Origin of the sequence: Achromobacter pestifer, from assembly GCF_013267355.1 — a bacterium.
Taxonomy (GTDB): domain Bacteria; phylum Pseudomonadota; class Gammaproteobacteria; order Burkholderiales; family Burkholderiaceae_B; genus Achromobacter; species Achromobacter pestifer_A.
The window spans coordinates 6,587,105-6,610,917 of record NZ_CP053985.1; the positions used below are offsets into that span (position 1 = coordinate 6,587,105).

The 23,813-nt window shown below is 68.2% G+C and carries 17 protein-coding genes; 11 read left to right on the forward strand and 6 right to left on the reverse strand.

The window, feature by feature from the left end:
* The first annotated feature begins 178 nt into the window (after positions 1–178).
* The 3 genes from FOC84_RS31025 to FOC84_RS31035 are packed head-to-tail and all read left to right on the forward strand — an operon-like array spanning position 179 to position 7,508.
* Positions 179–1,345, forward strand: coding sequence for an efflux RND transporter periplasmic adaptor subunit (locus FOC84_RS31025; RefSeq protein ID WP_173149112.1), 1,167 nt, complete (start codon positions 179–181; stop codon positions 1,343–1,345).
* A complete protein-coding gene (locus FOC84_RS31030; RefSeq protein ID WP_173149114.1) occupies positions 1,342–4,422 on the forward strand; it encodes a multidrug efflux RND transporter permease subunit in 3,081 nt (1,026 codons plus the stop codon). The genes FOC84_RS31025 and FOC84_RS31030 overlap by 4 nt, the downstream gene beginning before the upstream one ends.
* Positions 4,419–7,508, forward strand: a complete 3,090-nt coding sequence (locus tag FOC84_RS31035) for an efflux RND transporter permease subunit (RefSeq protein ID WP_173149116.1) — start codon at positions 4,419–4,421, stop codon at positions 7,506–7,508. The genes FOC84_RS31030 and FOC84_RS31035 overlap by 4 nt, the downstream gene beginning before the upstream one ends.
* A 21-nt stretch (positions 7,509–7,529) precedes the next feature.
* Here FOC84_RS31035 and FOC84_RS31040 read toward each other — a convergent pair whose 3' ends face one another.
* The 4 genes from FOC84_RS31040 to FOC84_RS31055 all read right to left on the reverse strand — a co-directional run bounded on the left by FOC84_RS31040 (position 7,530) and on the right by FOC84_RS31055 (position 11,757).
* Entirely contained in the window at positions 7,530–8,510 is a 981-nt protein-coding gene (locus tag FOC84_RS31040) for a Bug family tripartite tricarboxylate transporter substrate binding protein (protein WP_173149118.1), read from the reverse strand.
* Between the two features lie 33 nt (positions 8,511–8,543).
* Positions 8,544–9,530 carry a Bug family tripartite tricarboxylate transporter substrate binding protein gene (locus FOC84_RS31045; protein WP_173149120.1) on the reverse strand — a complete coding sequence of 329 codons (987 nt, stop codon included), beginning with the start codon at positions 9,528–9,530 and terminating at the stop codon, positions 8,544–8,546.
* 2 nt (positions 9,531–9,532) lie between these two features.
* Complete coding sequence (locus FOC84_RS31050) at positions 9,533–10,729, reverse strand: CaiB/BaiF CoA transferase family protein (protein WP_173149122.1); 1,197 nt, start codon at positions 10,727–10,729, stop codon at positions 9,533–9,535.
* 89 nt (positions 10,730–10,818) lie between these two features.
* Positions 10,819–11,757, reverse strand: a complete 939-nt coding sequence (locus FOC84_RS31055; RefSeq protein WP_173149124.1) for a hydroxymethylglutaryl-CoA lyase — start codon at positions 11,755–11,757, stop codon at positions 10,819–10,821.
* Positions 11,758–11,955: 198 nt separating this feature from the next.
* On the opposite strand from FOC84_RS31055, the gene FOC84_RS31060 reads away from it, so the two are divergent.
* Entirely contained in the window at positions 11,956–12,684 is a 729-nt protein-coding gene (locus tag FOC84_RS31060; protein WP_173149126.1) for an IclR family transcriptional regulator, read from the forward strand.
* 1,121 nt (positions 12,685–13,805) lie between these two features.
* Here FOC84_RS31060 and FOC84_RS31065 read toward each other — a convergent pair.
* The gene (locus FOC84_RS31065) at positions 13,806–14,516 is read right to left on the reverse strand and encodes a TetR/AcrR family transcriptional regulator (protein ID WP_173149128.1); all 711 of its coding nucleotides are present in this window, start codon (positions 14,514–14,516) and stop codon (positions 13,806–13,808) included.
* Positions 14,517–14,735: 219 nt separating this feature from the next.
* Here FOC84_RS31065 and FOC84_RS31070 point away from each other — a divergent pair, with 219 nt between their 5' ends.
* The 6 genes from FOC84_RS31070 (at position 14,736) to FOC84_RS31095 (ending at position 21,327) form a co-directional block, all read left to right on the forward strand.
* Entirely contained in the window at positions 14,736–15,995 is a 1,260-nt protein-coding gene (locus FOC84_RS31070; RefSeq protein ID WP_173149130.1) for an alpha/beta hydrolase, read from the forward strand.
* A 23-nt stretch (positions 15,996–16,018) separates the two neighbouring features.
* Entirely contained in the window at positions 16,019–16,918 is a 900-nt protein-coding gene (locus tag FOC84_RS31075) for a VOC family protein (RefSeq protein WP_173149132.1), read from the forward strand.
* Between the two features lie 24 nt (positions 16,919–16,942).
* Positions 16,943–18,631 (forward strand): AMP-binding protein, encoded by a 1,689-nt coding sequence (locus FOC84_RS31080; RefSeq protein WP_173149134.1) that lies wholly within the window; start codon positions 16,943–16,945, stop codon positions 18,629–18,631.
* Positions 18,618–19,094 (forward strand): acyl-CoA thioesterase, encoded by a 477-nt coding sequence (locus FOC84_RS31085; protein ID WP_173149136.1) that lies wholly within the window; start codon positions 18,618–18,620, stop codon positions 19,092–19,094. The genes FOC84_RS31080 and FOC84_RS31085 overlap by 14 nt, the downstream gene beginning before the upstream one ends.
* Positions 19,091–20,239, forward strand: coding sequence for an FAD-dependent monooxygenase (locus tag FOC84_RS31090; protein WP_173149138.1), 1,149 nt, complete (start codon positions 19,091–19,093; stop codon positions 20,237–20,239). The genes FOC84_RS31085 and FOC84_RS31090 overlap by 4 nt, the downstream gene beginning before the upstream one ends.
* A 113-nt stretch (positions 20,240–20,352) precedes the next feature.
* Complete coding sequence (locus tag FOC84_RS31095) at positions 20,353–21,327, forward strand: Bug family tripartite tricarboxylate transporter substrate binding protein (RefSeq protein ID WP_173149140.1); 975 nt, start codon at positions 20,353–20,355, stop codon at positions 21,325–21,327.
* Positions 21,328–21,362: 35 nt separating this feature from the next.
* Here FOC84_RS31095 and FOC84_RS31100 read toward each other — a convergent pair whose 3' ends face one another.
* On the reverse strand, positions 21,363–22,274 hold the full coding sequence (locus FOC84_RS31100; RefSeq protein ID WP_173149142.1) for a LysR family transcriptional regulator: 912 nt from the start codon (positions 22,272–22,274) through the stop codon (positions 21,363–21,365).
* 113 nt (positions 22,275–22,387) lie between these two features.
* Here FOC84_RS31100 and FOC84_RS31105 point away from each other — a divergent pair, with 113 nt between their 5' ends.
* On the forward strand, positions 22,388–23,809 hold the full coding sequence (locus FOC84_RS31105) for a M20 family metallopeptidase (protein ID WP_173149144.1): 1,422 nt from the start codon (positions 22,388–22,390) through the stop codon (positions 23,807–23,809).
* Positions 23,810–23,813 lie beyond the last annotated feature (4 nt).

Consider the following 23,813-nt stretch of genomic DNA (forward strand, 5'->3'; position numbering starts at 1 on the left):
AGCGGCGTGAAGCGCGCCTTCCCCCCCATGCGCGCTGCGGGCCGATTACCCGGGGGAACTGCTGCGGACCCTGATCGCGGTTGCGCTCGAAGCTGACAATTCACTGACGCAAAAACGCGAATAGTTTTTATTCATATAGAATCCGGACTGTCCGTAACCCCCTAGCCTGGCAGTCCCGATGTCCCTGCCCCCTTCCACGGGCCCTCATTTCCCCCGCAAACACCTGGTCCTGATCGCCGCCGCGCTGGCCATATTGACCGCCCTGGCGTTCTGGTACGCCGGATCCAAGGGCTCTCCCGCCGCGCGTCCGCCCGAGTATGGGCAGATTCCGGTCGCTGTCGCGGTCGAGGCCGCCAGCGCCGGTCCGCTGCAGCGCGACCTGCATGCGCTTGGAACCATTACGCCGCTGGCGCAAGTGACCCTGCGCAGCCAGGTCGATGGCGAACTGCTGAAGCTGCATTTCACCGAAGGCCAGGCCGTGACGCGCGGCCAGATGCTGGCTGAGATCGATCCGCGTCCCTATCTTGCGGCGCTGGCCGCGGCCGAAGGCGAACTGGCGCGCACCCAAGCGCTGCTGGAGAACGCCGAGGCCGACCTGCAGCGCTACCGCAAGCTGGCGCGCCAGGAAGCAGTGGCGGGCCAGCAGCTGGATACCGCCGAAGCCCAGGTGCGCGTCTATGCCGCCCAGCGGCAACGCAACCAGGCCCAGGTGGCCGATGCCCGGCGGCTGCTGGACCACACGCGTATCGTCGCGCCCCATGACGGCCGCATCGGGCTGCGCCGCATCGACGCCGGCAACCACGTGCGCGCCGCCGACGCCGAGGGCCTGACCACGCTGGTGCAGACGCGGCCGATCTCGGCGCTCTTCAGTATTTCCGAAACGCGCCTGGACATCCTGCGCCAGGCCCAGGCGCGCGACGCCGCGCTGCGGGTCCAGGCCTGGGACGCGGACGACCGCCGCCTGCTAGCCGTGGGCACATTGGAGGCGCTGGACAACCGCATCCAGGCCGCCAGCGGCACCGTACGGCTGCGCGCGCGCTTTGCCAACGCCGACGAATCGCTGTTTCCGAACCAGTTCGTGAACATCCGGCTGGCGGTGGTGCAGCAGGACAACGTCATTTCCATTCCCACGGCGGCGGTGCAGTACGGCTCCGAGGGCGCCTTCGTGTTCGTGATCGGCGAGGACACACGCGCCACGCGCCGCGTGCTGGAGCTGGGTCCGGCCAATGCCGGCCGCATCGTCGTGCAGGCCGGCCTGGCCGAAGGCGAACGCGTGGTGGTCGAAGGCGTGGACCGCCTGCATGACGGCCGCGACGTGCAAATTGTCGAACCGCAGAAATCATGAGCCTGTCGCGCCCCTTCATCCTGCGCCCCGTCGCCACGTCCTTCCTGATGATCGCCCTGCTGCTGTCGGGCATCCTGGCGTGGCGCATGCTGCCCGTGGCGGCGCTGCCGCAAGTGGACTATCCCATCATCCAGGTGACCACGCAGTACCCCGGCGCCAGTCCGAACGTGACGGCGCGCACCGTCACCGCGCCGCTGGAGCGGCGCTTCGGACAGATACCGGGTCTGAAGCAGATGTCCTCCACCAGCGGCAGCGGCATCTCGGTGATCACGCTGCAGTTCTCGCTGGACGTCTCGCTGGGCGTGGCCGAGCAGGAAGTCCAGGCGGCCATCAGCGCCAGCGGCGCGCTGCTGCCCAATGACCTGCCGACGCCGCCCGTGTACCGCAAGGTCAACCCCGCCGACGTGCCCATCCTGACGCTGGCGGTCACGTCCGATTCCCTGCCCTTGCCCCAGGTCTACGACCTGGTCGACACCCGCATGACGCAACGCCTGTCGCAGTTGTCCGGCGTGGGCATGGTCAGCCTGGCGGGCGGCCAGCGGCCGGCGGTGCGGGTGCAGGTCAATCCCATGGCGCTGGCCGCGCGCGGCCTGCAGCTGACCGACGTGCAGGAAGCCATCTCCAAGGCCAATTCGAACCAACCCAAGGGCAGCTTCGACGGGCCGGTACGCTCGGTCATCATGGACGCCAACGACCAGCTGCAAAGCGCCGAGGAATACCGCGAACTGATCGTGGCCTGGCGCAACGGCGCGCCGGTACGGCTGGGCCAGGTCGCCACGGTCGAGGACGGGGCGGAAGACCGCTACCTGGCCGCCTGGGTCGACAAGCAGCCGGCCGTGCTGGTCAACATCCAGCGCCAGCCGGGCGCCAACGTCATCGCCGTGGCCGACCAGGTCAAGGCGCTGCTGCCGCAACTGACGGCCAGCCTGCCCGCCGCCGCGCAGGTCCGCGTGCTGACGGACCGCACCGAGAGCATCCGCGCGTCGGTGCGCGGCGTGCAATGGGAACTGGCCTTCGCCGTGGGCCTGGTGGTGCTGGTGACATTCCTGTTCCTGCGCAACCTGCCCGCCACGCTGATCCCCAGCCTGGCCGTGCCGCTGTCCCTGATCGGCACCTTCGGCTTCATGCACCTGGCGGGCTTCTCCACCAACAACCTGACGCTGATGGCCCTGACGATCGGCGCGGGCTTCGTGGTGGACGACGCCATCGTGATGCTGGAGAACATTGCGCGCTACCGCGAGCAGGGCCACAGCCCCATGTCGGCGGCGCTCAAGGGCGCCGGCCAGATCGGTTTCACGCTGGTGTCCCTGACGCTGTCGCTGATCGCCGTGCTGATCCCGTTGCTGTTCATGGAAGACGTGGTGGGCCGGCTGTTCCGCGAGTTCGCGGTCACGCTGGCCGTCGCCATCCTGATATCGCTGGCGGTGTCGCTGACGCTGACGCCGATGATGTGCGCGCGGCTGCTGCCCGCGCACGAACCGACGCGCCCCGGGCTGCTGGACCGCATCCAGACTCGCTACGCCGGCTGGCTGGACCTGACGTTGCGCCATCAACGGCTGACGCTGGCCGTGATGCTGGCGACGGTGGCGCTGACGGGATTGCTGTACCTGGCCGTGCCCAAGGGCTTCTTCCCGACCCAGGACGGCGGCACGCTGCAAGGCGTGACGCAATCGTCCCAAAGCACCTCGTTCGACGCCATGTCGCGGCGCCAGCAGGCGGTGGCGGAGGCCTTGCTGGCCGATCCGGACGTGGTCAGCCTGTCGTCCTTCATCGGCATCGACGGCATGAACACCACTTTGAACACCGGCCGGCTGCTGATCAATCTGCGGCCCTGGTCGGAGCGCAGCGCACCGCTGGCGGACATCATGGCGCGGCTGGATGCGCGCGCCCGCGAGGTCCAGGGCATCTCGCTCTACTTGCAGCCGGTGCAGGAGCTCAATATCGAGGACCGCGTGAGCCGCGGCCAGTACCAGTTCACCCTGACCTCGCCGGACAGCCCGCTGCTGGCCCGCTGGACCAACGCGCTGGCCGAACGCCTGGCCCGGGCGCCCGAGCTGGCCGACGTTTCCACCGACCTGCAAGGCGACGGCCGCCAGGCCTATCTGCAAGTCTCGCGCGATGCCGCCGCCCGTCTGGGCGTGACCATGGACGACGTGGCGCAGACGCTCTACAACGCCTTCGGCCAGCGCCAGGTGGCGACCTTGTTCACCCAATCCAACCAATACCGGGTGGTGCTGGAGGTGGACCGCAAGCTGGCGCTGAACCCGGACGCGCTGGAACGCATCCATCTGCAGAGCGAAGACGGACAGGCGATCCCGCTGTCGGCGCTGGCCACCGTCAGCGAGCGCGCGGCGCCGCTGGCTGTGAACCACCTGTCGCAGTTCCCCGCCGTCAACCTGTCCTTCAACCTGCCCGCGGGCGGCTCGCTGGGCGAGGCCATCGAGGCCATCGAATCGGCGCGGCAAGAGATCGGCATGCCGGTCAGCGTGGAGCTGCGCTTGCAGGGGGCCGCAGCGGCCTTCCAGGCCTCGCTGTCGAACACGCTGTGGCTGATGCTGGCCGCGGTGGTCACCATGTACCTGGTGCTGGGCATGCTGTATGAAAGCGCCATCCATCCGGTGACCATCCTGTCCACCCTGCCCTCGGCCACCGTCGGGGCGCTGCTGGCGCTGTTGCTTACCGGGCGTCCGCTGGACCTGATCGCGGTCATCGGCATCATCCTGCTGATCGGGCTGGTGAAGAAGAACGGCATCATGATGGTGGACTTTGCGCTGGAGGCCGAACGCTCGCGCGGCCTGGCGCCGCAGGCCGCCATCCGCGAAGCCGCGCTGCTGCGCCTGCGGCCCATTCTGATGACGACGCTGGCCGCGCTGTTCGGCGCACTGCCGCTGATGCTGGCCACGGGCTCGGGCGCGGAACTGCGCCAGCCGCTGGGCTGGGTCATGGTGGGCGGTCTGCTGGTCAGCCAGGTCCTGACCCTGTTCACCACGCCCGCCGTGTATCTCTTCTTCCACCGCCTGGGCCAACGCCGCGGCGCCGCGGCCGCCAAACCCGGGGTTGAAGGCCCGGCGCCATGATCCGCGCTCTGTTGCACCGCCCGATCGCTTGCATCTTCCTGGCGATCGCGCTGACCCTGCTGGGCGCGGTCGCGTGGCGGCTGCTGCCGGTTGCGCCCTTGCCCCAGGTCGACTTTCCCACGATCGAGGTGCGGGCCGAACTGCCGGGCGCCAGTCCCGAAAGCATGGCCAGCACCGTGGCCGCGCCGCTGGAGCGCGCGCTGGGCAGCATCGCCGGCGTCAGCGCCATGACCTCGTCCAGCAACCAGGGCGCGACCCGCGTGCAACTGCAGTTCGACCTGGACCGCGACATCAACGAGGCCGCCCGCGACGTGCAGGCGGCCATCAACATGGCCCGCGCCGAGCTGCCCGCCGGCATGCCGGGCAATCCCAGCTACCGCAAGGTCAATCCCTCCCAGGCGCCCATCATGGCGCTGGCGCTCAGTTCGCCCACCCGTCCCGCGGGCGAACTCTACGACCTGGGTTCGACCGTGCTGGCGCAGAAGATTTCGCAGATCAACGGCGTGGGCGAAGTGACCCTGGGCGGCAGCTCGCTGCCGGCGGTACGCGTGCAGGTCAATTCCAACGCGTTGGCCCACTATGGCGTGGCGCTGGACGAAGTGCGCCAGGCCATCGCCGACGCCGCGCCCATGCGGCCGCAAGGCCAACTGGATTCCGCCAGCCGGCGCTGGGAGGTCGGCACGCCCGAACAGCCCCGCGCCGCGCGCGACTACGAAAGCCTGATCGTGCGCCACCAGGACGGCGCGGTGATCCGGCTGTCGCAGATCGCGCGCGTGAGCGACTCGGTCGAGAACCGCTACAGCAGCGGCTTTCACAACCGCAACCCGGCCGTGGTCCTGACCATCAGCCGCCAGCCCGGTTCGAACATCATCGAAACCATAGCCGCCATCAACCAGGCTCTTCCCGGGCTGCGCGCGCTGATGCCGGCCGACGTGGACCTGACCGTGGCGCTGGACCGCTCGCCGGGCATCAACGCCACCCTGCGCGAAGCGCACATCACGCTGGGGCTGGCCACCGCGCTGGTGATCCTGGTGGTGTGGGCCTTCCTGGGCAATGCGCGGGCGGCGGCCATCCCCAGCGTGGCGATTCCGGTGTGCCTGATCGCCACCTTCGCCGTCATGTACCTGTGGGGCTTCTCGCTGAACAATCTGTCGCTGATGGCGCTGATCGTCGCGGCCGGCCTGGTGGTCGACGACGCCATCGTGGTGCTGGAGAACATCTCGCGCCACATCGAGCGCGGCCTCTCGCCGCGCAAGGCCGCGCTGCGCGGCGTGCGCGAAGTGGGCTTCACGCTGGTGGCCATGACCGTGGCGCTGAGCGTGGTCTTCGTGTCCATCCTGTTCATGGGCGGCCTGGTCGAGCGGCTGTTCCGCGAGTTCTCCATCACCCTGGTCGCAGCCACCGTCATCTCGCTGGTGGTCTCGGTGGCCATCATCCCCAGCCTGTGCGCGCGCTGGCTCAAGCCCGCCGGCCCGGCCGCGCCCAAAGCGGGCGGGCGCGCCTCGCGCATGCAGGCGGCCTTTGAACGCCTCCATGCCTGGTACGGCAACACCCTGTGGCGGGTGCTGGGCCATGCCCGGCTGACGCTGTTGCTGCTGGCCGGCGTAGTGGGGCTGAACGTCTATCTGTACGTGCAGGCGCCCAAGGGCTTCCTGCCGGTGCAGGACACCGGTCAGCTGGTGGGCTTCGTGCGCGGCGACGACGGCTTCTCGTTCCAGGTGATGCAGCCCAAGATCGACCAGTACCGCCAGCTGGTGCTCAAGCATCCAGCGGTGCAGGACGTCATCGGCTACAACGGCGGCAGCCTGGGCATCAGCAACTCCCTGTTCCTGATCCGCCTGAAGCCCGCCGCCGAGCGCCGCGAATCGTCGACCGAGGTCATCAACTGGCTGCGCACCCATGCCCCGGCCGTACCTGGCGGCATGTTCTTCCTGAACGTGGACCAGGACCTGCGCATGCCCGGCGGCTTCGGCAACTCTGGCGACCATGAACTGGCCATCATGGCCAGCGACGTGCCGGCGCTGCGGCAATGGTCGCGCAAGATCTCCAAGGCCATGCAGGAGATTCCCGAACTGCGCGACGTCGACGCGGAAGGCGACGGCGCCACCCAACAGGTCGTGATCGACATAGACCGCGCCGCCGCCCAACGCCTGGGCGTGGACATGGGCACCATCAGCAGCGTGCTCAGCAACTCCTTCAGCCAGCGCCAGGTCGCCACGCTGTACGACGCCATGAACCAGTACCGCGTGGTGCTGGAACTGGACCCGCGCTACACCGAGGACCCCGAGGTACTGGAACAGGTGCAGGTGGTCGCCGCCGACGGCACCCGCGTGCCGCTCACGGCCTTCGCCACCTACGACTACGGGCTGGTGAACGACCGCGTGTTCCATGATGGCCTGTTCGCGGCCGTGGGCGTGGGCTTTTCCCTGGCCGAGGGCGTGTCGCTGCAACAGGCCCTGGCCGCCATCGACAGAAGCATGGCCGAGCTGATGGTGCCCTCTTACATCCAGACCCGCCTGGGCGGCGACGCGCGCAACTTCCAGCAAAGCCTGCAGGACCAGCCCTGGCTGATCCTGGCGGTGCTGGTGGCGATCTACCTGGTGTTGGGTATTCTGTACGAAAGCCCGCTGCATCCGCTTACCATCCTGTCGACCCTGCCGTCGGCCGGCGTGGGCGCGCTGCTGGCGCTGCGCCTGGCCGGCATCGAATTCACGCTGATCGCGTTGCTGGGGTTGTTCCTGCTGGTGGGCATCGTCATGAAGAACGCCATCCTGATGATCGACTTCGCGCTCAGCCTGGAACGGCGCGAAGGGCTGACGCCTGAACAAGCCATCCACCGCGCCGCCATGCTGCGCCTGCGGCCCATCGTCATGACCAACCTGGCGGGGTTGCTGGGCGCCCTGCCCCTGGTGCTGGGCATGGGCGAAGGTTCGGAGCTGCGCCGGCCGCTGGGCATCGCCATCGTCGGCGGGCTGCTCATCAGCCAGTTCCTGACGCTGTACACCACGCCCATCGTGTATCTGGCGCTGGAGAGGCTGCGGTTGAAATGGAAGGCTGGCCGGCTGCGGCCTCGCCCCGGGGCCTGAAGCCTGAGCCTGCCCGCCGGTTCAATCCGGCAGTATTCCCGCCGCCTGGATGACCTGCCGCCATTTGCGCTGCTCGGCCCGCTGGAAATCCTCCAGTTCGCCGGGCGTGCCTCCAGCCGGAATCGCACCCAGTTCAGCCAGCCGCTGCTTGACCGCCGCATCACCCAAGGCCTGGTTGATGGCCGATGACAACTTTTGCTGCACCGTTTGCGGCGTGCCGGTGGGCGCGTACATCGCAAACCAGGACGAGGCCTCGAAATCCGGCGCGCCCAACGCCTCGGCCATGGTCGGAACCTGCGGATATTCCGGCAGCCGCTGCGCTGTCGTGACCGCCAGCATGCGCAGTTTTCCGGCCTTCACGAAGGGCGTACTGGTCAGCAAGGTATCGAACATGACCTGGACTTGGCCCGCTACCAGATCGGTCACGGCCGGGCTTGAACCCTTGTAGGGGATGTGGGTCATGGAGGTGCCGGTCTTGTACTTAAAGTATTCCGGCACCAGGTGGGAAGACCCGCCATTCCCCGCCGAACCGTAGTTCACTCGGTCCGGATGGGCTTTCAGGTAGTCCACCAGCTCGCCCACTGTCTGCACCGGCATCTGTTGCGGGTTGATCACGACCGCGATGGGTACGGTAAGAATCAGCGCCAGGGGCATGAAGTCCTTGTTCGCATCGTAGGGGATGTCGGGATAGAGCCCAGGATTGATCGCCATGGTGCCTATGCTGGCCATCATCAGCGTGTATCCGTCCGGCTTGCTGCGCGCAACCTCGCTGGCGCCGATGAAGCCGTGCGCGCCGGCCTTGTTCTCAATGACGAAGGGCGTGCCCAAGCGGTCGGAGAGCGCCTTGCCTACCACGCGTGCGGCGATGTCGGTCGGGCCGCCGGCGGGGAACGGAACGACCAGGCGGATGGGGCGCTCGGGCCATTGCGCTCCTGTACTGCCCAGGGCGGGCTGCGCCGCGACAGCGCAGGCGAGCGCGGCGATTCCTAAAAGATGCTTCATGGATTTGTCTCCTGGCAAGTTCTGCGGGGCGCGTCAGGCAGCGGTCTGGATGCCGGCTTCGCGTATCAGGCGCGCCCACTTCTTCTGTTCGTCCTGGATGTAGCGCTGCGCAGCCTGCGGCGTTCCGCCCATGGCCGTGCTGCCCTCGGCGGTGAACATGGCCACGGTGGCCGGATCGGCCAACACCTTCTCCACGACCGCATTGACGGCCAGGACGACCTCGGGCGGCGTGCCGGCCGGCGCCACCAACGCCTTCCAATCCAGCGCCTCGAATCCCTCGTAGCCGGACTCGGCCACGGTGGGCACATCGGGCAGGATCGCCAGCCGCGCGCGAGAGCTGACCGCCAACGGCCGCAGCACCTTGCCCTTGAGCATTTCCTGGGCGGCCTGCGGCGTGGCGAACATATAGTCGGTATTGCCGCCCAGCAGATCGTTGAGCGCGGGCGCCGCGCCCCGGTACGGCACGTTCAGCACCTGGAACTTGCCCTGATAGGCGAGCAGTTCGCCCGCCAGATGGCCTACCGTGCCGGAACCCGCCAGGGCCTGCTTGATGGCGCCGGGCTCGCTGCGCGCATCCTTGATCAGGTCGGACAAGGTCTGCCAGCGCGCGTTGGCCTTGACCACCAGCACGACAGGCAGCGACGCGATCAGGGAGACCGCCGCGAAGTCTTTTTCCGCGTCGAAGGGAATCTGCGGCATCAGGGCGGGATTGATGGCCAGGTTGGCGGTCTGGCCCAAACCCAGCATGTAGCCGTCCGGCTTGGCCTTGGCCACGAAGTCCATCCCGATGTTGCCGCCCGCGCCGGGACGGTTCTCCACCACCACCGGCCAGCCTGCCATCGCCGTGACCTTGGCCGCGATGGCGCGCGCCACCGAGTCCGTGCCGCCGCCCGGCGTATAGGGAACGATAAGGCGCACGGGCCGGCCGTTCGGATAGCCGCCCGCGGTCTGGGCGCGCAGCGGCAAGGCGGCGGCGCAAAGCGCGGCGCCCAGGAAGGCGCGGCGGGATAGCGTGATCATGGTTAGTCTCCTTGTGTGATTTGCCTTGCTTTCAAGGCCGCGATTTCATCGTCGCGATAGCCGACGCCGCGCAGCAGCGCGTCGGTGTGTTCGCCCACCGCCGGTGGCTGCAGGCGTATTCCGGGCTGGGCGCCGCCCAGCGTGAAGGGCGCGAGCGGCACCCGGGACTCGCGGCCGTCTTCCAACACGATGGGCGCGAGGCCGCCGGTGGCCGCCAGGTGGGGGTCATCGAACAGCTGTTCGGGCCGCGTGATTGGCGCGAAGGGCAGGCCTTCACGCTCGAATACCGCCGCCAGCTCGGCCGCGCTGCGGTCAGCCAGATGCGAGCGCAACTGCGGCATCAACCAATCGCGTGCCTGCACGCGATCGTTGTTGCTGGCCAGGCGGGGATCGGCCAGCAATTCGCCCAGCCCGAAAGCGCGGCAGAAGATGCCCCATTGCTTGTCGCTGACCACGGCCAGGAAGATCTGTTCGCCGCCCCTGACGGTGAACACGTCGTAGATGGCCCAGGCCGAGATGCGGCTGGGCATGGGCGCGGCGGCGCGGCCGGTGACGGCGTACTGCATCATGTGCTGGCCCACCAGGAAGACATTGTTTTCGAACAGCGAGGCCTGCACTTCCGTGCCCTCGCCCGTCTGCTCGCGCTGCGCCAGCGCCGCCATGGCGCCGATGGCGCCGAACATGCCGCCCATGATGTCGTTGACGCTGGCGCCCGCGCGCAGGGGATCGCCAGGACGCCCCGTCATGTAGGCCAGGCCGCCCATCATCTGCACGACTTCATCCAGCGCCGTCCGGTGTTCGTAGGGCCCGGGCAGGAAGCCCTTGTGGCTCACGTAGATGAGGCGAGGATTGCGTTGCTTGAGCGTGGCGTAGTCCAGGCCCAGCTTCTCCATGACGCCGGCCTTGAAGTTCTCGCTCACGATGTCGGCCGAATCGATCAGGCGCAACGCGGCCTCTATGCCCTCGGGCTGCTTCAGGTCCAGGGCGATGCTCTTCTTGTTGCGGTTGAACATGGGGAAGAAGCCCGCGCCCGACCCGAGCAGCCGGCGCGTGCTGTCGCCGCCTACCGGTTCGACCTTGATGACTTCGGCGCCGAGGTCCGCCAGCAGCATGCCGCAGGTGGGGCCCATGACCATGTGGGTGAATTCGACGACGCGGATGTGTTCGTACGGAAGGCGCGGATGGGCGTGGCTGGACATGAGCGTGAATCTTCTGCAAGTAAGGGCTGTGCCGGCAAAGGCCGGCCTGGCCGCATGTTTCTGGTATGTAGGCTCGGGGGGATGGCCGATCAGGCCCGCTGGCGGAATCCCTTGGGCAGGCCAGCGTCGGGGGTCATGCCATACAACGGCTCGCCGGGCAGGCCGGCGGCCAGCGGCGCGCGCGCGGCCACGATTCGATCCAGGTCGATGCCGGTGCGCACGCCCATGGCCTCGAACATGAAGACCAGATCCTCCGTCACGACGTTGCCGGACGCGCCCGGCGCGTATGGGCATCCGCCCAGCCCGCCCAGGGAACTATCGAAGGTGCGCACGCCCTCCTCCCAGGCCGCCAGGCAGTTGGCCAGACCCAGGCCTCGCGTGTTGTGCATATGCGCCGCGCCAGCCTTCTCCCCGATTTCGGCGCGCAAGCGGCGGAACAGCCGGCGCACTTGCGCGGGATTGGCATAGCCCACGGTGTCCGACAGCCCCGACTCGTCCGCACCCGCGGCCACGCACAGCGCGGCCAGTCGGATGACCTCGTCTTCCGGCACCTCGCCCTGCAAGGTGCAGCCGAAAGCCGTCGAAATGCCCGCTTCCAACTTGACGGCGGGAGCCAGCTCGTCGCGCAGCCGCGCGATCGCGCGCACCTCGTCCACCATCTCCTCGGGCGTCTTGCGCACATTTGCCAGCGAATGCTCGCGGCTGGCCGAAACCGGCAGGGTCAGCTTGTGGACGCCGGCCCGCAGCGCCGCTTCGGCGCCGCGCAAATTGGGGACCAGGGCCATCACCGTGAGGCCAGGATGGCCCGCCGCATGGCGCACCACGTCAGCCGCATCCGCCATCTGCGGCAGCAGGCGCGCCGGCACGAAGGACGCCACTTCGATCTCGCGCACGCCGGCCGCGACCAGTGCGTCGATCCAGCGCAACTTGTCGGCGGTGGGCATGGTCGCCTTGACGGACTGCAAGCCATCGCGCGGGCCGACCTCGCTGATCAGGACGTCGGGCGCGTGGGCGTTCGATTGAGTCATGGCTAGCTACCTCCAAATTCTATCTTATAGAACACTATTCTTTAAGATAGAATTATTGAGCCCACCGCTTTCCGCTGTCAAGCCCCAGGTTTCCCGGGCAGGCCACGGTTCAGCGGCAAGCGGCGCCTACAATGCGCAGCATTCGTTCTAAAGGATGGAATATGGCCTTGCCCACGACTCGACGTTCCGGAGATCCGCATGCCGCGTAAAGCCGCCACGGAATCGCTCGCCGACACCGACGCCGCCCAAGGCGGCGTGGCGGCGGTGGATCGCGCCCTGAGCTTGATGTCGGTGTTCACGCCGCTCGACAAGGCCTTGTCCCTGGGCGAACTGGCCGACCGCACGCGCCTGTACAAGAGCACGGTCCTGCGCTTGCTGGCATCGCTGGAACATGCCGGGTGGATCCAACGCCTGGACGACGGCCGCTATGCGCTGGGCGGGGAAGTCGCGCGCCTGCATGGCATCTACGCCGCCTCGTTTTCGCTGGAGCAGGTAGTCATGCCAGTACTGCGCGACCTGGTGGCGGCGACCGGCGAAAGCGCGGCCTACCACGTGCGCCAGGGCGACGCGCGCCTGTGCCTGTACCGCGTGGATTCACCGCACCCCGTGCGCGACCACATCCGCGCGGGCGATCTGCTGCCGCTGGATCGCGGCAGCGGCGGACGCGTATTGACGGCCTACGACCCGGTGCTGGGCCGGACGCCCGGGCCCGACCAGGAACTGTATGCCCGCATCCGTGCGGACGGTTATTTCGCCGCCCTGGGCGATCGCCTGGCGGAAGTGGCGGGCATATCCGCGCCCGTCTTTCTGCTCAACGGCGAGATCGCCGCCGCGGTGACGCTGACCGCGCCCGTCCACCGTTATGTCGCGGCCCACCTGGCGGCGGTGCAGGAGGCGGCGCGGCGCCTGACGGGGAAAGTCGGTTAGCGGACCCGGGCACGGCAGGCGCTGCTGCGGCCAGGCGGTACAAGAGAACCCGTGCTTGCGTACGATGGACAAGGCCGAAGCGGATAAACAATGCATTTCCCGCCACCGCCGCCGCCCCCTCCTGAGGTGGGGTATTTGAGTCGCCGGCGTCCGGACTGCGGGATTCCAATGCTCGCCCCGGTGGGGCTGCGCTTCGGATCCCTCCGCCCAGCCCCCGGCTCACGGCATCTACCCATGGACGGGGGCTGAAACCAACGCATTAGGCGACTGCCAGCCGAGGCGGCCCGGAGCCATCCGAAGCGCAGCCCCATTGGGGCGAGCATCGGAATGGCGCAGGGCAGCCTCGGCGGCTAAAGAACCCTGACACCCGCAAGCTCGAAGCCCTACCGCCCCGTACTTCGGTTTTGTGAGGCAGCGTTCTTGAGTCGCCGGCGTCCGGACTGCGGGATTCCGATGCTCGCCCCGGTGGGGCTGCGCTTCGGATCCCTCCGCCCGGCCACCGGCTCGCGACATCTGCCCATGAACGGGGTCCGAAACCACCGCATTGGGCGACTGCCAGCCGAGGCGGCCCGGAGCCATCCGAAGCGCAGCCCCATTGGGGCGAGCATCGGAATGGCGCAGGGCAGCCTCGGCGGCTAAAGAACCCTGACATCCGCAAGCTCGAAGCCCTACCGCCCCGCACTTCGGTTTTGTGAGGCAGCGTTCTTGAGTCGCCGGCGTCCGGACTGCGGGATTCCGATGCTCGCCCCGGTGGGGCTGCGCTTCGGATCCCTCCGCCCGGCCACCGGCTCGCGACATCTGCCCATGAACGGGGTCCGAAACCACCGCATTGGGCGACTGCCAGCCGAGGCGGCCCGGAGCCATCCGAAGCGCAGCCCCACCGGGGCGAGCATCGGAATGGCGCAGGGCAGCCTCGGCGGCTAAAGAACCCTGACATCCGCAAGCTCGAAGCCCTACCGCCCCGCACTTCGGTTTTGTGAGGCAGCGTTCTTGAGCCGCCGGCGTCCGGACTGCGGGATTCCGATGCTCGCCCCAGTGGGGCTGCGCTTCGGATCCCTCCGCCCGGCCACCGGCTCACGACATCTGCCCATGAACAGGGGCTGAAACCAACGCATTAGAAATCAGGGCTGCGGCCCGCCTGGCAGCACCAGCTTCTCCAGATAATCCAGGTCCTCGCGCACCAGCCGCAAGGACTCGCTCACGTCCGGCGAACGCGGCCGCCGCGAGGCGTCGCGCAACAACGACTGCACCGCCATGTCTGCCATGATGGCCGCGACCTCCGCGCGGCTCAGGCGGCCGTCCGGCTTGTACCACCACGCCGACCAGTTGCACATGCCGATGAGGCTGAAGGCCGCGACGTGCGGGTCGACCATGCGGAACTGGCCGTCGCGGATGCCGTTTTCGATGACCCGGCTGAAGTTCTCCAGCACGTTGCGCCGCGACGCCTGCACGGCGGCGCGCTGCTTGGGCGTCATGTCGGCCTCGGTCCGGTCGGCCACCCGGAATTCGGCGGTGCGGGACAGGATCAGGTCGGCATGCTGCGTGACCAGGGCGCGCAGCGCCTCGACCGGATCCAGGTCTTCGCGGGTAGCGGTTTCGCCGGCCATTTTCTTGGCCGCGCTCAGCACGTCCTCGGTCAGCGAACGCAGGATCGCATCCTTGCTCTTGAAGTAGTAGTAGACGGCGGTGCGGCTCAGGCCCAGGGATTCGGCGATGTCCTGGATGCTGGTGCCGCCGGTGCCGCGCTTGATGAATAGCGTGGCCGCGGCGTCGAGTATGGCGGTGCGCAGCGCTTCGCCCTTCAGCGCTCCCTTGGTGCTTGCGTCGTTCACGTTGCGATGTTCCTCGAATAGACCGTGCGGGACGGCCCTGTCCCGAAATTATGGCATGCGCGATCGCGCTGCCTGGCCGCGCCCACCGGCGCTTTCGTATCCTTGAGTCCCTAATTTTTGACGCTACTGTCAATTTTTTAAATTTAATTGACACTAAAGTCAAATATTCGTCTAATACGTCAAACCGAGGTCCAAGGACCATCGCCACAGGAGACGAATGTGACTACCGCCGCCCCCTCCAGCCAGATCACCGCAGGCTTTCTCAACACCGATTGGAATCCGCGCGACCTGCCCGCCGGCGCCTCGACCCGCAACGTCGTGCTGCGCACCGCGGACGGCGCCGCCACCTCCGGATCGCTGTACCAGCCGGTGGGCGCGCACCCCGACACCGTGGTCTGCGTCATGCATCCGCGCGAGTTCATGGCCTGCCACTATCTGATCCCCGACATCGTCGGCGCCGGTCTTGCGGCGTGGTCGCAAGGCGCCCGCTCGGTCGGCAACGACCTCAGGCTGGAACACGAACAGGCGCTGCAGGACGTGGCGGCTGGCTTGCGTTTCCTGCGCGAGCAGGGTTTCAAGAAGATTGTGCTGCTGGGCAATTCCGGCGGCGCCGGCCTGTACGCGTTCTATGCGCAGCAGGCCGGCCTGCCCGCCGGCGAGCGCGTCGCCCGCACGCCGGGCGGCAAGCCCAGCGGGCTGGATGAACTGGACATGCCCGAGGTGCACGGCCTGGTGCTGGTGGGCCCGCATCCGGGCCAGGGTTCGCTGCTGCTGAACTGCATCGACCCGTCCGTCGCCGACGAGAACGATGCGCTGTCGGTGGCGCCGGACCTGGATCCGCTGGCGCCCGAAAACGGCTACCGGCCCAAGGGCCAGGCGCGCTATGCGCCGGAGTTCGTCGCCCGCTACCGCCAGGCGCAGCGCGACCGCGTGGCCCGCCTGGACGCGCAGGCGCGGCAGATAATCGCCGACCGCCTAGCCGCCCGCGCCGACGTCAAGAGCGGCGCCGACGCCAGTCCCGAACGCCGCCGCCAGGCCGCGCACACGCCGGTGCTGGTGGTCTGGCGCACCGACGCCGACCTGCGCTGCCTGGACCTCAGCCTGGATCCTTCCGACCGCCACCCGGGCTCGCTGTGGGGCAAGGATCCTTACGCCTCGAACTACGGCGCCGTCGGCTTCGCCCGCTTCTGCACGCCCGAGAGCTGGCTGTCGACCTGGTCCGGCCTGTCGTCCAACGCCAGCATGGCGCGCACCGCCGGCAGCATCAATCAGCCCACCCTGGTCATCGAATACACCGGCGACCAGGCCTGTTTCCCGTCCGACGTGCGCGCCATCCACGACGCCATCCCCGCGCCGGACAAGACCCACCTGCGCATCCGGGGCGACCACCATGGCCGCGCCCTGGCCGACGGCGAAGAACCCGGACGCTACGCGGCCGGGCGCGAACTCGCCGCCTGGCTGCGCCAACGCTTCCTGTAATCCGAATGCCGACGGAGCAAGTCATGACTGCAACTCCCAAGACCCCCGCCCCCCTGCGCCTGCACGGCGTGGACCATACGGCGCGGCCCACCTGGCGCCTGCGCGAAACCGTCTCCTTCTATCGCGACATACTCGGCCTGCCGCTGGTGCACGTGATCTCGGCGCGCGGCTGGGGCCCCGCCACGCACCCGGACTTCCTGCACTTCTTCTTCGACAGCGGCCAGGGCAGCACCATCGCTTTCTTCTACTACCTGGGCTCGGACGAACCCGAGGCGCTGCGCGGACGCAGCCGCATGCGGCCGCTGCCCGAGGACCATGTGTTCGACGCCACGCATACCGCCTGGCTGGTGGAAAGCGAAGACGAACTCAAAGCCTGGAAACAGAAGCTGCAGGATGCCGGGCTGGAAGTCTCCGTCGAAACCCGCCATGAAGTGATCGAGTCCATCTACGTGCGCGATCCCAATGGCTATTTCATCGAATTCACGCGCAAGCTGCGGCCCCTGGGCGAAGTCGACGCGATCGACGCCGCCTTGACGCTGCAGGCGGCCATGCAGGCTGAAGCCGATGCGGAATCGGCCGGCGGGCGCATGCAGCACATCGACGACGTCTGGGCGCGCAAGGCTGCGTTGCTGGAAGAGCGGCTGGCGTTGGCGGATGGCGGCGCCGAGCCGCCCGTACGGATCTTCGTGCCGCGCGTCGAGGAGTTCTCCTCCCTGGTGCAGGACGCCTCGGGGCGCGAAAATTGCACCGTGGTGCCGGGCGAGCATTTCGACTGCATCGTCTCCGACGGCCCGGTCGAATTCCAGCGCAAGGCCCTGGGACTCAAGCCCGCCGTCTGGTATGGCTTGTTCACCGGCGGCGTCAGCGGCACGATCGACGTACTGGATCGGGACCGCGTCCGGATCTCGGCCGCGCGCCCCTGAGACACGGGCCAGGAGGAGACCATCATGCGAGATATACGCCACCCCATAGAGGGCGTGATCTACCACCACCCCGAGCGGGCCCGCCAGTACTTCGCCAGCGGCGCCTGGGAACAGTCGACCGTGGGCGCGGCGCTGCACGCCACCGCCCAGCGCTGCCCCGAGCGCGCCGCGCTGATCATCGACGAAGGCAGCCTGAGCTTCCGCGAACTGGACGAGCAGACCGACCGGCTGGCCGCCGCCTTGCTGAAGCTGGGCCTGGCGCCCGCGGACCGCGCCATCTTCCAGATGGGGACCACGCTGGAAACAGCGCTGGCCCTGCTGGCCTGCTACAAGGCGGGGATCGTTCCCGTCTGTTCGCTGCCGCAGCACCGCGAACTGGAGATCGGCCAGCTTTCGCGCCAGACCCGCGCCCGCGGCTACTTCGTGCAGGCCGACTTCGGCAAGTTCGACCTGCCGGCCTTCGCCGCCGGCATGCTGGCCGCCAGCGACACGCTGGAATACCTGGTCGTGGCGCGCGGCGACTCGCGCCATGGCGTGTCCCTGCACGCGCTGCTGGACGCGATGCCGCTGGCCGAGGCCCGCCTCATCCTGGCGGACCAGGGACCCGGCTGCGAAGACGTGCTGAGCTTCCAGCTGTCGGGCGGCACCACCGGCATGCCCAAGATCATCCCGCGCTTCCACGCCGAGTACCTGGGCCATTCGCTGGCCTGCGCCCGGCGCTACCAAATGCAGGACGACGACCGCATCATCTGGGCCTTGCCCCTGCTGCACAACGCGGCCCAGGTCTATGTGCTGATTCCCGTCATCGCCATGGGCCTGTCCGCGGTGCTGATGCCGCGGGTCGACGTGCCGCGCATGCTGGAATTGATCGAGCGCCACCGCGTCACCCGCGCCATGTCCATCGGGCCGATAGCGCCGCAGATCATGGCCTTCCCCGACCTGGCGCGCTACGACCTGTCTTCCTTGCGCCTGTTCATCACCATGAGCGCCGCCGACCGCCTCGAAGCGCATCTGAACGTGCCCTGCTCCAACCTGTTCGGCATTACGGAGGGCCTGCTGCTCGGCTCGCCCGCCGCCGCGTCCGAGTACGAGCGGCACCATACGCAGGGCCGCTCGGGCTGCCCCGAGGACGACATCCGCCTGCTCGCGCCCGGCACCGAAGAGCCGGTGGCCGAAGGCCAGATGGGAGAGCTCTGCTTCCGCGGCCCCGCCACGCTGCCTGGGTTCTTCGACGCCCCCGCGGCCAACGCCGCTGCGTTCACCTCGGACGGCTATTACCGCACCGGCGACATGATGACGGCGCGCGTGATCGACGGCGCAACCTGCTACGCCTTCGAGGGCCGCCTGCGCGACAACATCAACCGCGGCGGCGAGAAGATCGGCTGCGAGGAAGTCGAAGCGCTGGTGGGCGCGCATCCCGCGATTTCGGAAGCGCGCCTGGTGGCCATGCCAGACCCTTTCTATGGCGAGAAAGGCTGCATCTTCGTCATCGTCCGGCCCGGCCACGCGGCGCCCAGCCTGACGCAGCTGGCGGACTTCCTCACCGGCCAGGGGCTCGCCAAATACAAGTGCCCGGAACGCATCGAGCAGATCGAAGCCTTCCCCGTCACCAAGGTCGGCAAGCTCGACAAGGCCGCCTTGCGCCATAGCGTCGCGGAAATGCTCAATCAGGAAGCCGCAAAGGCCAGGGAGAACGGCAATGACCAGCACTGAGTACGTCTTGAGCGAAACGCCGTTCATCGTGCGCCGCCGCGTCAAATGGGGCGACTGCGATCCCGCTGGCGTGGTCTACACCGTCACCTTCGGCGAATACGTGCTGTCGGCCGCCGAACTGTTCTACGGCCACCTGTTCAAGGGCACGCCGCAGCGCATCAAGGACGAGCACGGATTCGGCACGCCGACGCGCGCGCTGTCCTTCGACTTCCAGGCCTCGCTATGGCCGGACGAGGAATTCGACATGTGCGTCAGGGTCGAGGAAATCCGCACCCGCACCTACACCCTGCACGTGGCCGGCAGCGTGCGGGGCCAGCCGGCGTTCGACGCCAGGCTGACCCCGATCTGCGTGGCGCGCGGCGAACGGCGCGCCATCGAAGTGCCCGCCGCGCTGCGCGGCGCGCTGCAGTCATATCAGGAAGCCTGCGCGCAGGCCGAAGCAAACAGGAGTGAAACCAAATGAAGATCGCCGTCATCGGAGCGGGCCCCGCCGGCCTGTACTTTTCGCTGCTCGCCAAAAAGCATGCGCCGCAACACGACATCACCGTGTATGAACGCAACCCGCGCGGCGCCACCTATGGCTGGGGCGTGGTGTTCTCGGACATCGGCCTGTCCTTCCTGCGCGAAGCCGACCCGGAATTCTTCAAGGCCTTCGTCGCGCACCATGAACGCTGCGACTACATGGAGATCATCCACCAGGGCGCCCGCGTCCAGGTCCAGGGCAACCATTTCTCGCGCACGGCCCGCATCGACATGCTGGAAGTGCTGGAGCAGGCCTGCCTGGACGCCGGCGTCAAGATCCTGCATGAGCAGCGGATCGACGACGTGGAGCGGCTGGCCGCGGAAGTGGACATGGTGGTGGCCGCCGACGGCAGCAACAGCGCCGTGCGCAAGCAATACGCCGAACACTTCCGGCCGAGCTTCGAACGCCGCCGCAACAAGTTCGCCTGGTACGGCACGCGCCAGCGCTTCCACCCGGTATCGCTGATCTTCCGCGAAACGGATCACGGCATCTTCATCGCGCACAGCTACCAGTACAGCAAGGATCTCAGCACCTTCCTGGTGGAAGTGGACCCGGACACCTGGCAGCGCGCCGGCCTGGACACGGCCAGCGAGGACGCAAGCCGCCGCTATTGCGCCGAGGTGTTCCGCGCCGACCTGGGCGCCAACGAACTGCTTGGCAACCGCTCCCTCTGGTTCGAGGCCAACATCGTGCGCAACGAGCGCTGGTCGCACCGCAACATCGTGCTGCTGGGCGATGCGCTGCGTACCGTGCATTTTTCGCTCGGTTCCGGCACCCGCATGGCGATGCAGGACGCGATCGCGCTGCACCAGGGTCTCACGCAGCATCCCGACGACACGCAGGCCGCGTTCGCGCACTTCGAGGCGCAGCGCCGTCCGGCCTCGGCCAACTTCCAGACCGCCGCCGCGCGCAGCCTGGACTGGTACGAGGACGTGGCGACGAAGATGCACCTGGACCCGGTGTCCTTCGCCTACGACTACATGCGACGCACGGGCCAGGTCAGCCACGACGACCTGCGCCAGCGCGACCCGGGATTCGCCGCCGCCTACGAGGCGTTGCACCCGGAAGCCGCAACCGTGTCCTGAAGCACTCGCAGCTTGTTTTGAGTACCCGGCCGTGGCGCACCGATACGCGCTGGCGGCCTCAACGATAAGCGGCGCCGCAGGCGCCGCAACCATCCATGGGAAGTGGAGGAGACATGAAAAATACTCTCTGGTGCATGGCGCTGACGGGCGCCCTGGCCTGCGCCTCGGCGCAAGCCCAATCCGACAAGTACCCTGAACGGCCTGTACGCATCGTGCTGCCGTATTCGGTGGGCAGCGGCCCCGACGCCGTCGCCCGCATGCTCGGAGAACAGCTCACCGCGGCCTGGAAGCAGCCTCTCATCGTCGAGAACAAGCCCGGCGCCAACGGCTGGCTGGCGATCGGCGAGGTCAAGCGCGCCGCGCCCGATGGCTACTCGCTGGCCGTGGTCGACAATACCCACATGACGCTGCAGCCGCAGCTCTACCGCAATCTGCCCTTCGATCCGGTCAAGGATTTCGTCCCGGTGGCGCCGATCTACACCACGCATTTCTTCATGGTGGTGTCGGCCTCGTCCCCCTGGAACAACGTCACCGACCTGATCGCGGCGGCCAAGGCCCAGCCCGACAAGCTGACCTACGGCACCTGGGGCATGGGCAGCGTGGCGCACGTGGGCACCTCCATGTTCCAGACCGCCACGCAGACCAGCATGACGCACGTGCCCTTCAAGGACCTGGCCCAGCTCTACACGGCGGTGGCCAACGGCGAGGTCGACTGGGCCTTCGGCACGGCCGCCACGGTGCAGAACCTGTACCAGGCCAAGCGGGTCAAGCTGCTGGCGCTGGCGGCGCCGTCCCGCCTGGGCTCCTACGCCGACGTCCCCACGGTCAGCGAGGCCGGCGGCCCCAAGGACTTCGAGTTGAAGACCTGGGTCGCGGCGTTCGCGCCCAAGGGCACGCCGGATGCCGTGGTCAAGCGCATCAACGCCGCCATCGCGCAAGCCGTGGTCACGCCCGCGATACGCAAGCGCTTCGAAACCTATGGCTTCGACGCCTGGCCGCAGGACGCCGCCGCGCTGGCCCAGGCCCGCGACGCGGACTCGGCGCGCTTCGCGGCCGTGGTCAAAGAGGCCAATATCTCGCTGGATTGAAGCGCAATCCCGGGGCCGCCCGCGGCGGCCCCCTCCTACCCTTCCGGCGCCTTGGGCGTGGCCGTTAGCCGCTGCGCCATGAACGCCAGAAACTCGCGGGCCAGCGCCGGCAGGGTCCGGCCCTGCAAGGTCAGGACCTGGATGCTCCGCTGCCGCATTTCCGGATTGCTGAACGGCACCGCGGCCAGGCCCTCGCCGTCACGCTGTCCCAGCATCGTCAGGTAGCCCGACAGCGCCACGATGTCGCTGCCCGGCAGCATGGGCAGAAAGGCCGCGGAATGGTTGGACACATAGGCCGGCTCGATATGCAGCCCGGCATTGGCGCAAGCCGCGTCGAACAACTGCCGCACCGTGGTGCCCTGGTCGCCCAGCGACAGCGGCACGCGGGTCAGGTCGCGCATGCTCAGGCTGCGGCGGCTGGCCAGCGGATGGTTGCGGCACATGACCGCATAGACCGGCGCGCGCACCAGCAGCTCGGTCTTGAGGCGGTCGTCCTGCGCGGTGGTGTAGCGCAGCGCCAGCTGCGACAGGCCTTCCAGGATCTGGCGGCTGACCTCCTCGGGGCGCTCCACGTGCAGATGGAAACGGGCCTCGGGCCTGACACGCTTGAACTCGGCCATGCACATGGGCAGGAAACGGTGGGCGAAGCCTTCGGTGCAGGCCAGGCGTATGGTCACATCGCCCAGATGGCTGCGCTGGCGGATCTCGGTGGTGACGCGCTCGGCTTCCAGCGCGGCGGCATTGGCGTAGGCGGCCAACTGGCGGCCAGCCTCGCTCAGTTCCATGCCGCGCGCCTGCCGCTCGAACAGCGCGATGCCCAGTCCGTCCTCCAGCTTGGCGATCTGCCGGCTGACGGCCGAGGCCGCCACGTGCTGCGCCGCCGCGGCGCCGGCGATCGACCCGCAGCGCGCGACCTCCAGGAAATACCTCAAGCCCAGCGAAATCATGACGGTCCCTTTTACCCATGCCTTTATAGCAATGAAGGAATGCTAATTATCTAATTGTGGCACGTGGTGAAGCGTAATAACTTTGTGCCTCTCTCAGCATCCCAGGCACCGAAGTGACACGCGAACAAGCCCTGCTCCAAGCCGTTCAAGCCTACGACAACGGCGACCTGCATGCCGCGCTGGCCCGCCGCGTCGCCTACGCGACGGAAAGCGAAGTACCCGGCCAGGCGCCGGCCCAGCACGCCTACCTCAATGAGGAACTGCTGCCCTGGCTCAAGGAACTGGGCTTCGCCTGTGAGGTGCATCCCAATCCTTCCGGGGCCGACCTGCCCATCCTGGTGGCGCGCCGCATTGAGCAGGCCGGCCTGCCCACGGTGCTGATGTACGGCCATGGCGACGTGGTGCGCGGCAACGCCGCCAAGTGGGAAGCCGGCCGCGATCCCTGGCGCCTGCAGGTCGAGGGCGACCGCTGGTACGGGCGCGGCACCGCCGACAACAAGGGCCAGCACAGCATCAATCTGGAAGCCTTGCGCCAGGTCATCGCCGCGCGCGGCGGCGCGCTGGGCTTCAACGCGATCTGGTTGATCGAGACCGGCGAGGAAGCGGGTTCGCCCGGCTTGGCCGCCTTCTGCGAAGCCCAGCGCGAGGCGCTGGCGGCGGACGTGTTCATCGCCAGCGACGGCCCGCGCCTGAGCGCCCGGCGTCCCACCCTTTTCATGGGCTCGCGCGGCGCGGTGAACTTCGAACTGAAACTGCGGGCGCGCGAACGCGGCTACCACTCTGGCAACTGGGGCGGCCTGCTGGCCAACCCCGCCATCGTGCTGGTGCACGCCATCGCCACGCTGGTCGACGCCCGCGGCCGCATCACGGTGCCCGGCCTGCGCCCGCCCTCCATCCCTGACGCGGTGGCCGAGGCGCTGGCCGACCTGGAGGTCGGCGGCGGCGAGGACGATCCCGACATCAACGCCTGGTGGGGCGAGCCCGGGCTGAGCGCGTCCGAAAAAGTGTTCGGCTGGAACAGCCTGGACGTCCTGACCTTTGGCGCCGGCGATCCGGCCAAGCCGGTCAACGCCATACCGCCCGAGGCCGTGGCCTGGTGCCAACTGCGTTTCGTGGTGGGCACGGACTGGCGGGCGCTACAGACGCAGGTGCAGGAACATCTGCGCGCGGCGGGCTTCGAGGACGTGCAGGTGCGCATCGGCATGCAGGCCGGCGCCACCCGCCTGTCGCCCGACAATCCCTGGGTGCGCTGGGCCGCGGCCTCGCTGGAACGCAGCACCGGCAAGCGGCCGGCGCTGCTGCCGAACCTGGGCGGTTCGCTGCCCAACGACATCTTCGCCGACCAACTGGGGCTGCCCACCTTGTGGGTGCCGCATTCCTATCCCGCTTGCGCCCAGCACGCGCCCAACGAACACCTGCTGGGCAGCGTTGCCCGCGAGGGGCTGGCCATCATGGCCGGTCTGTTCTGGGACCTGGGCGACCAGGGCAGCGCCCTGCGCCAGGCGGCCGCAAAACCGTCTTCCAACTCCAACTGACCGG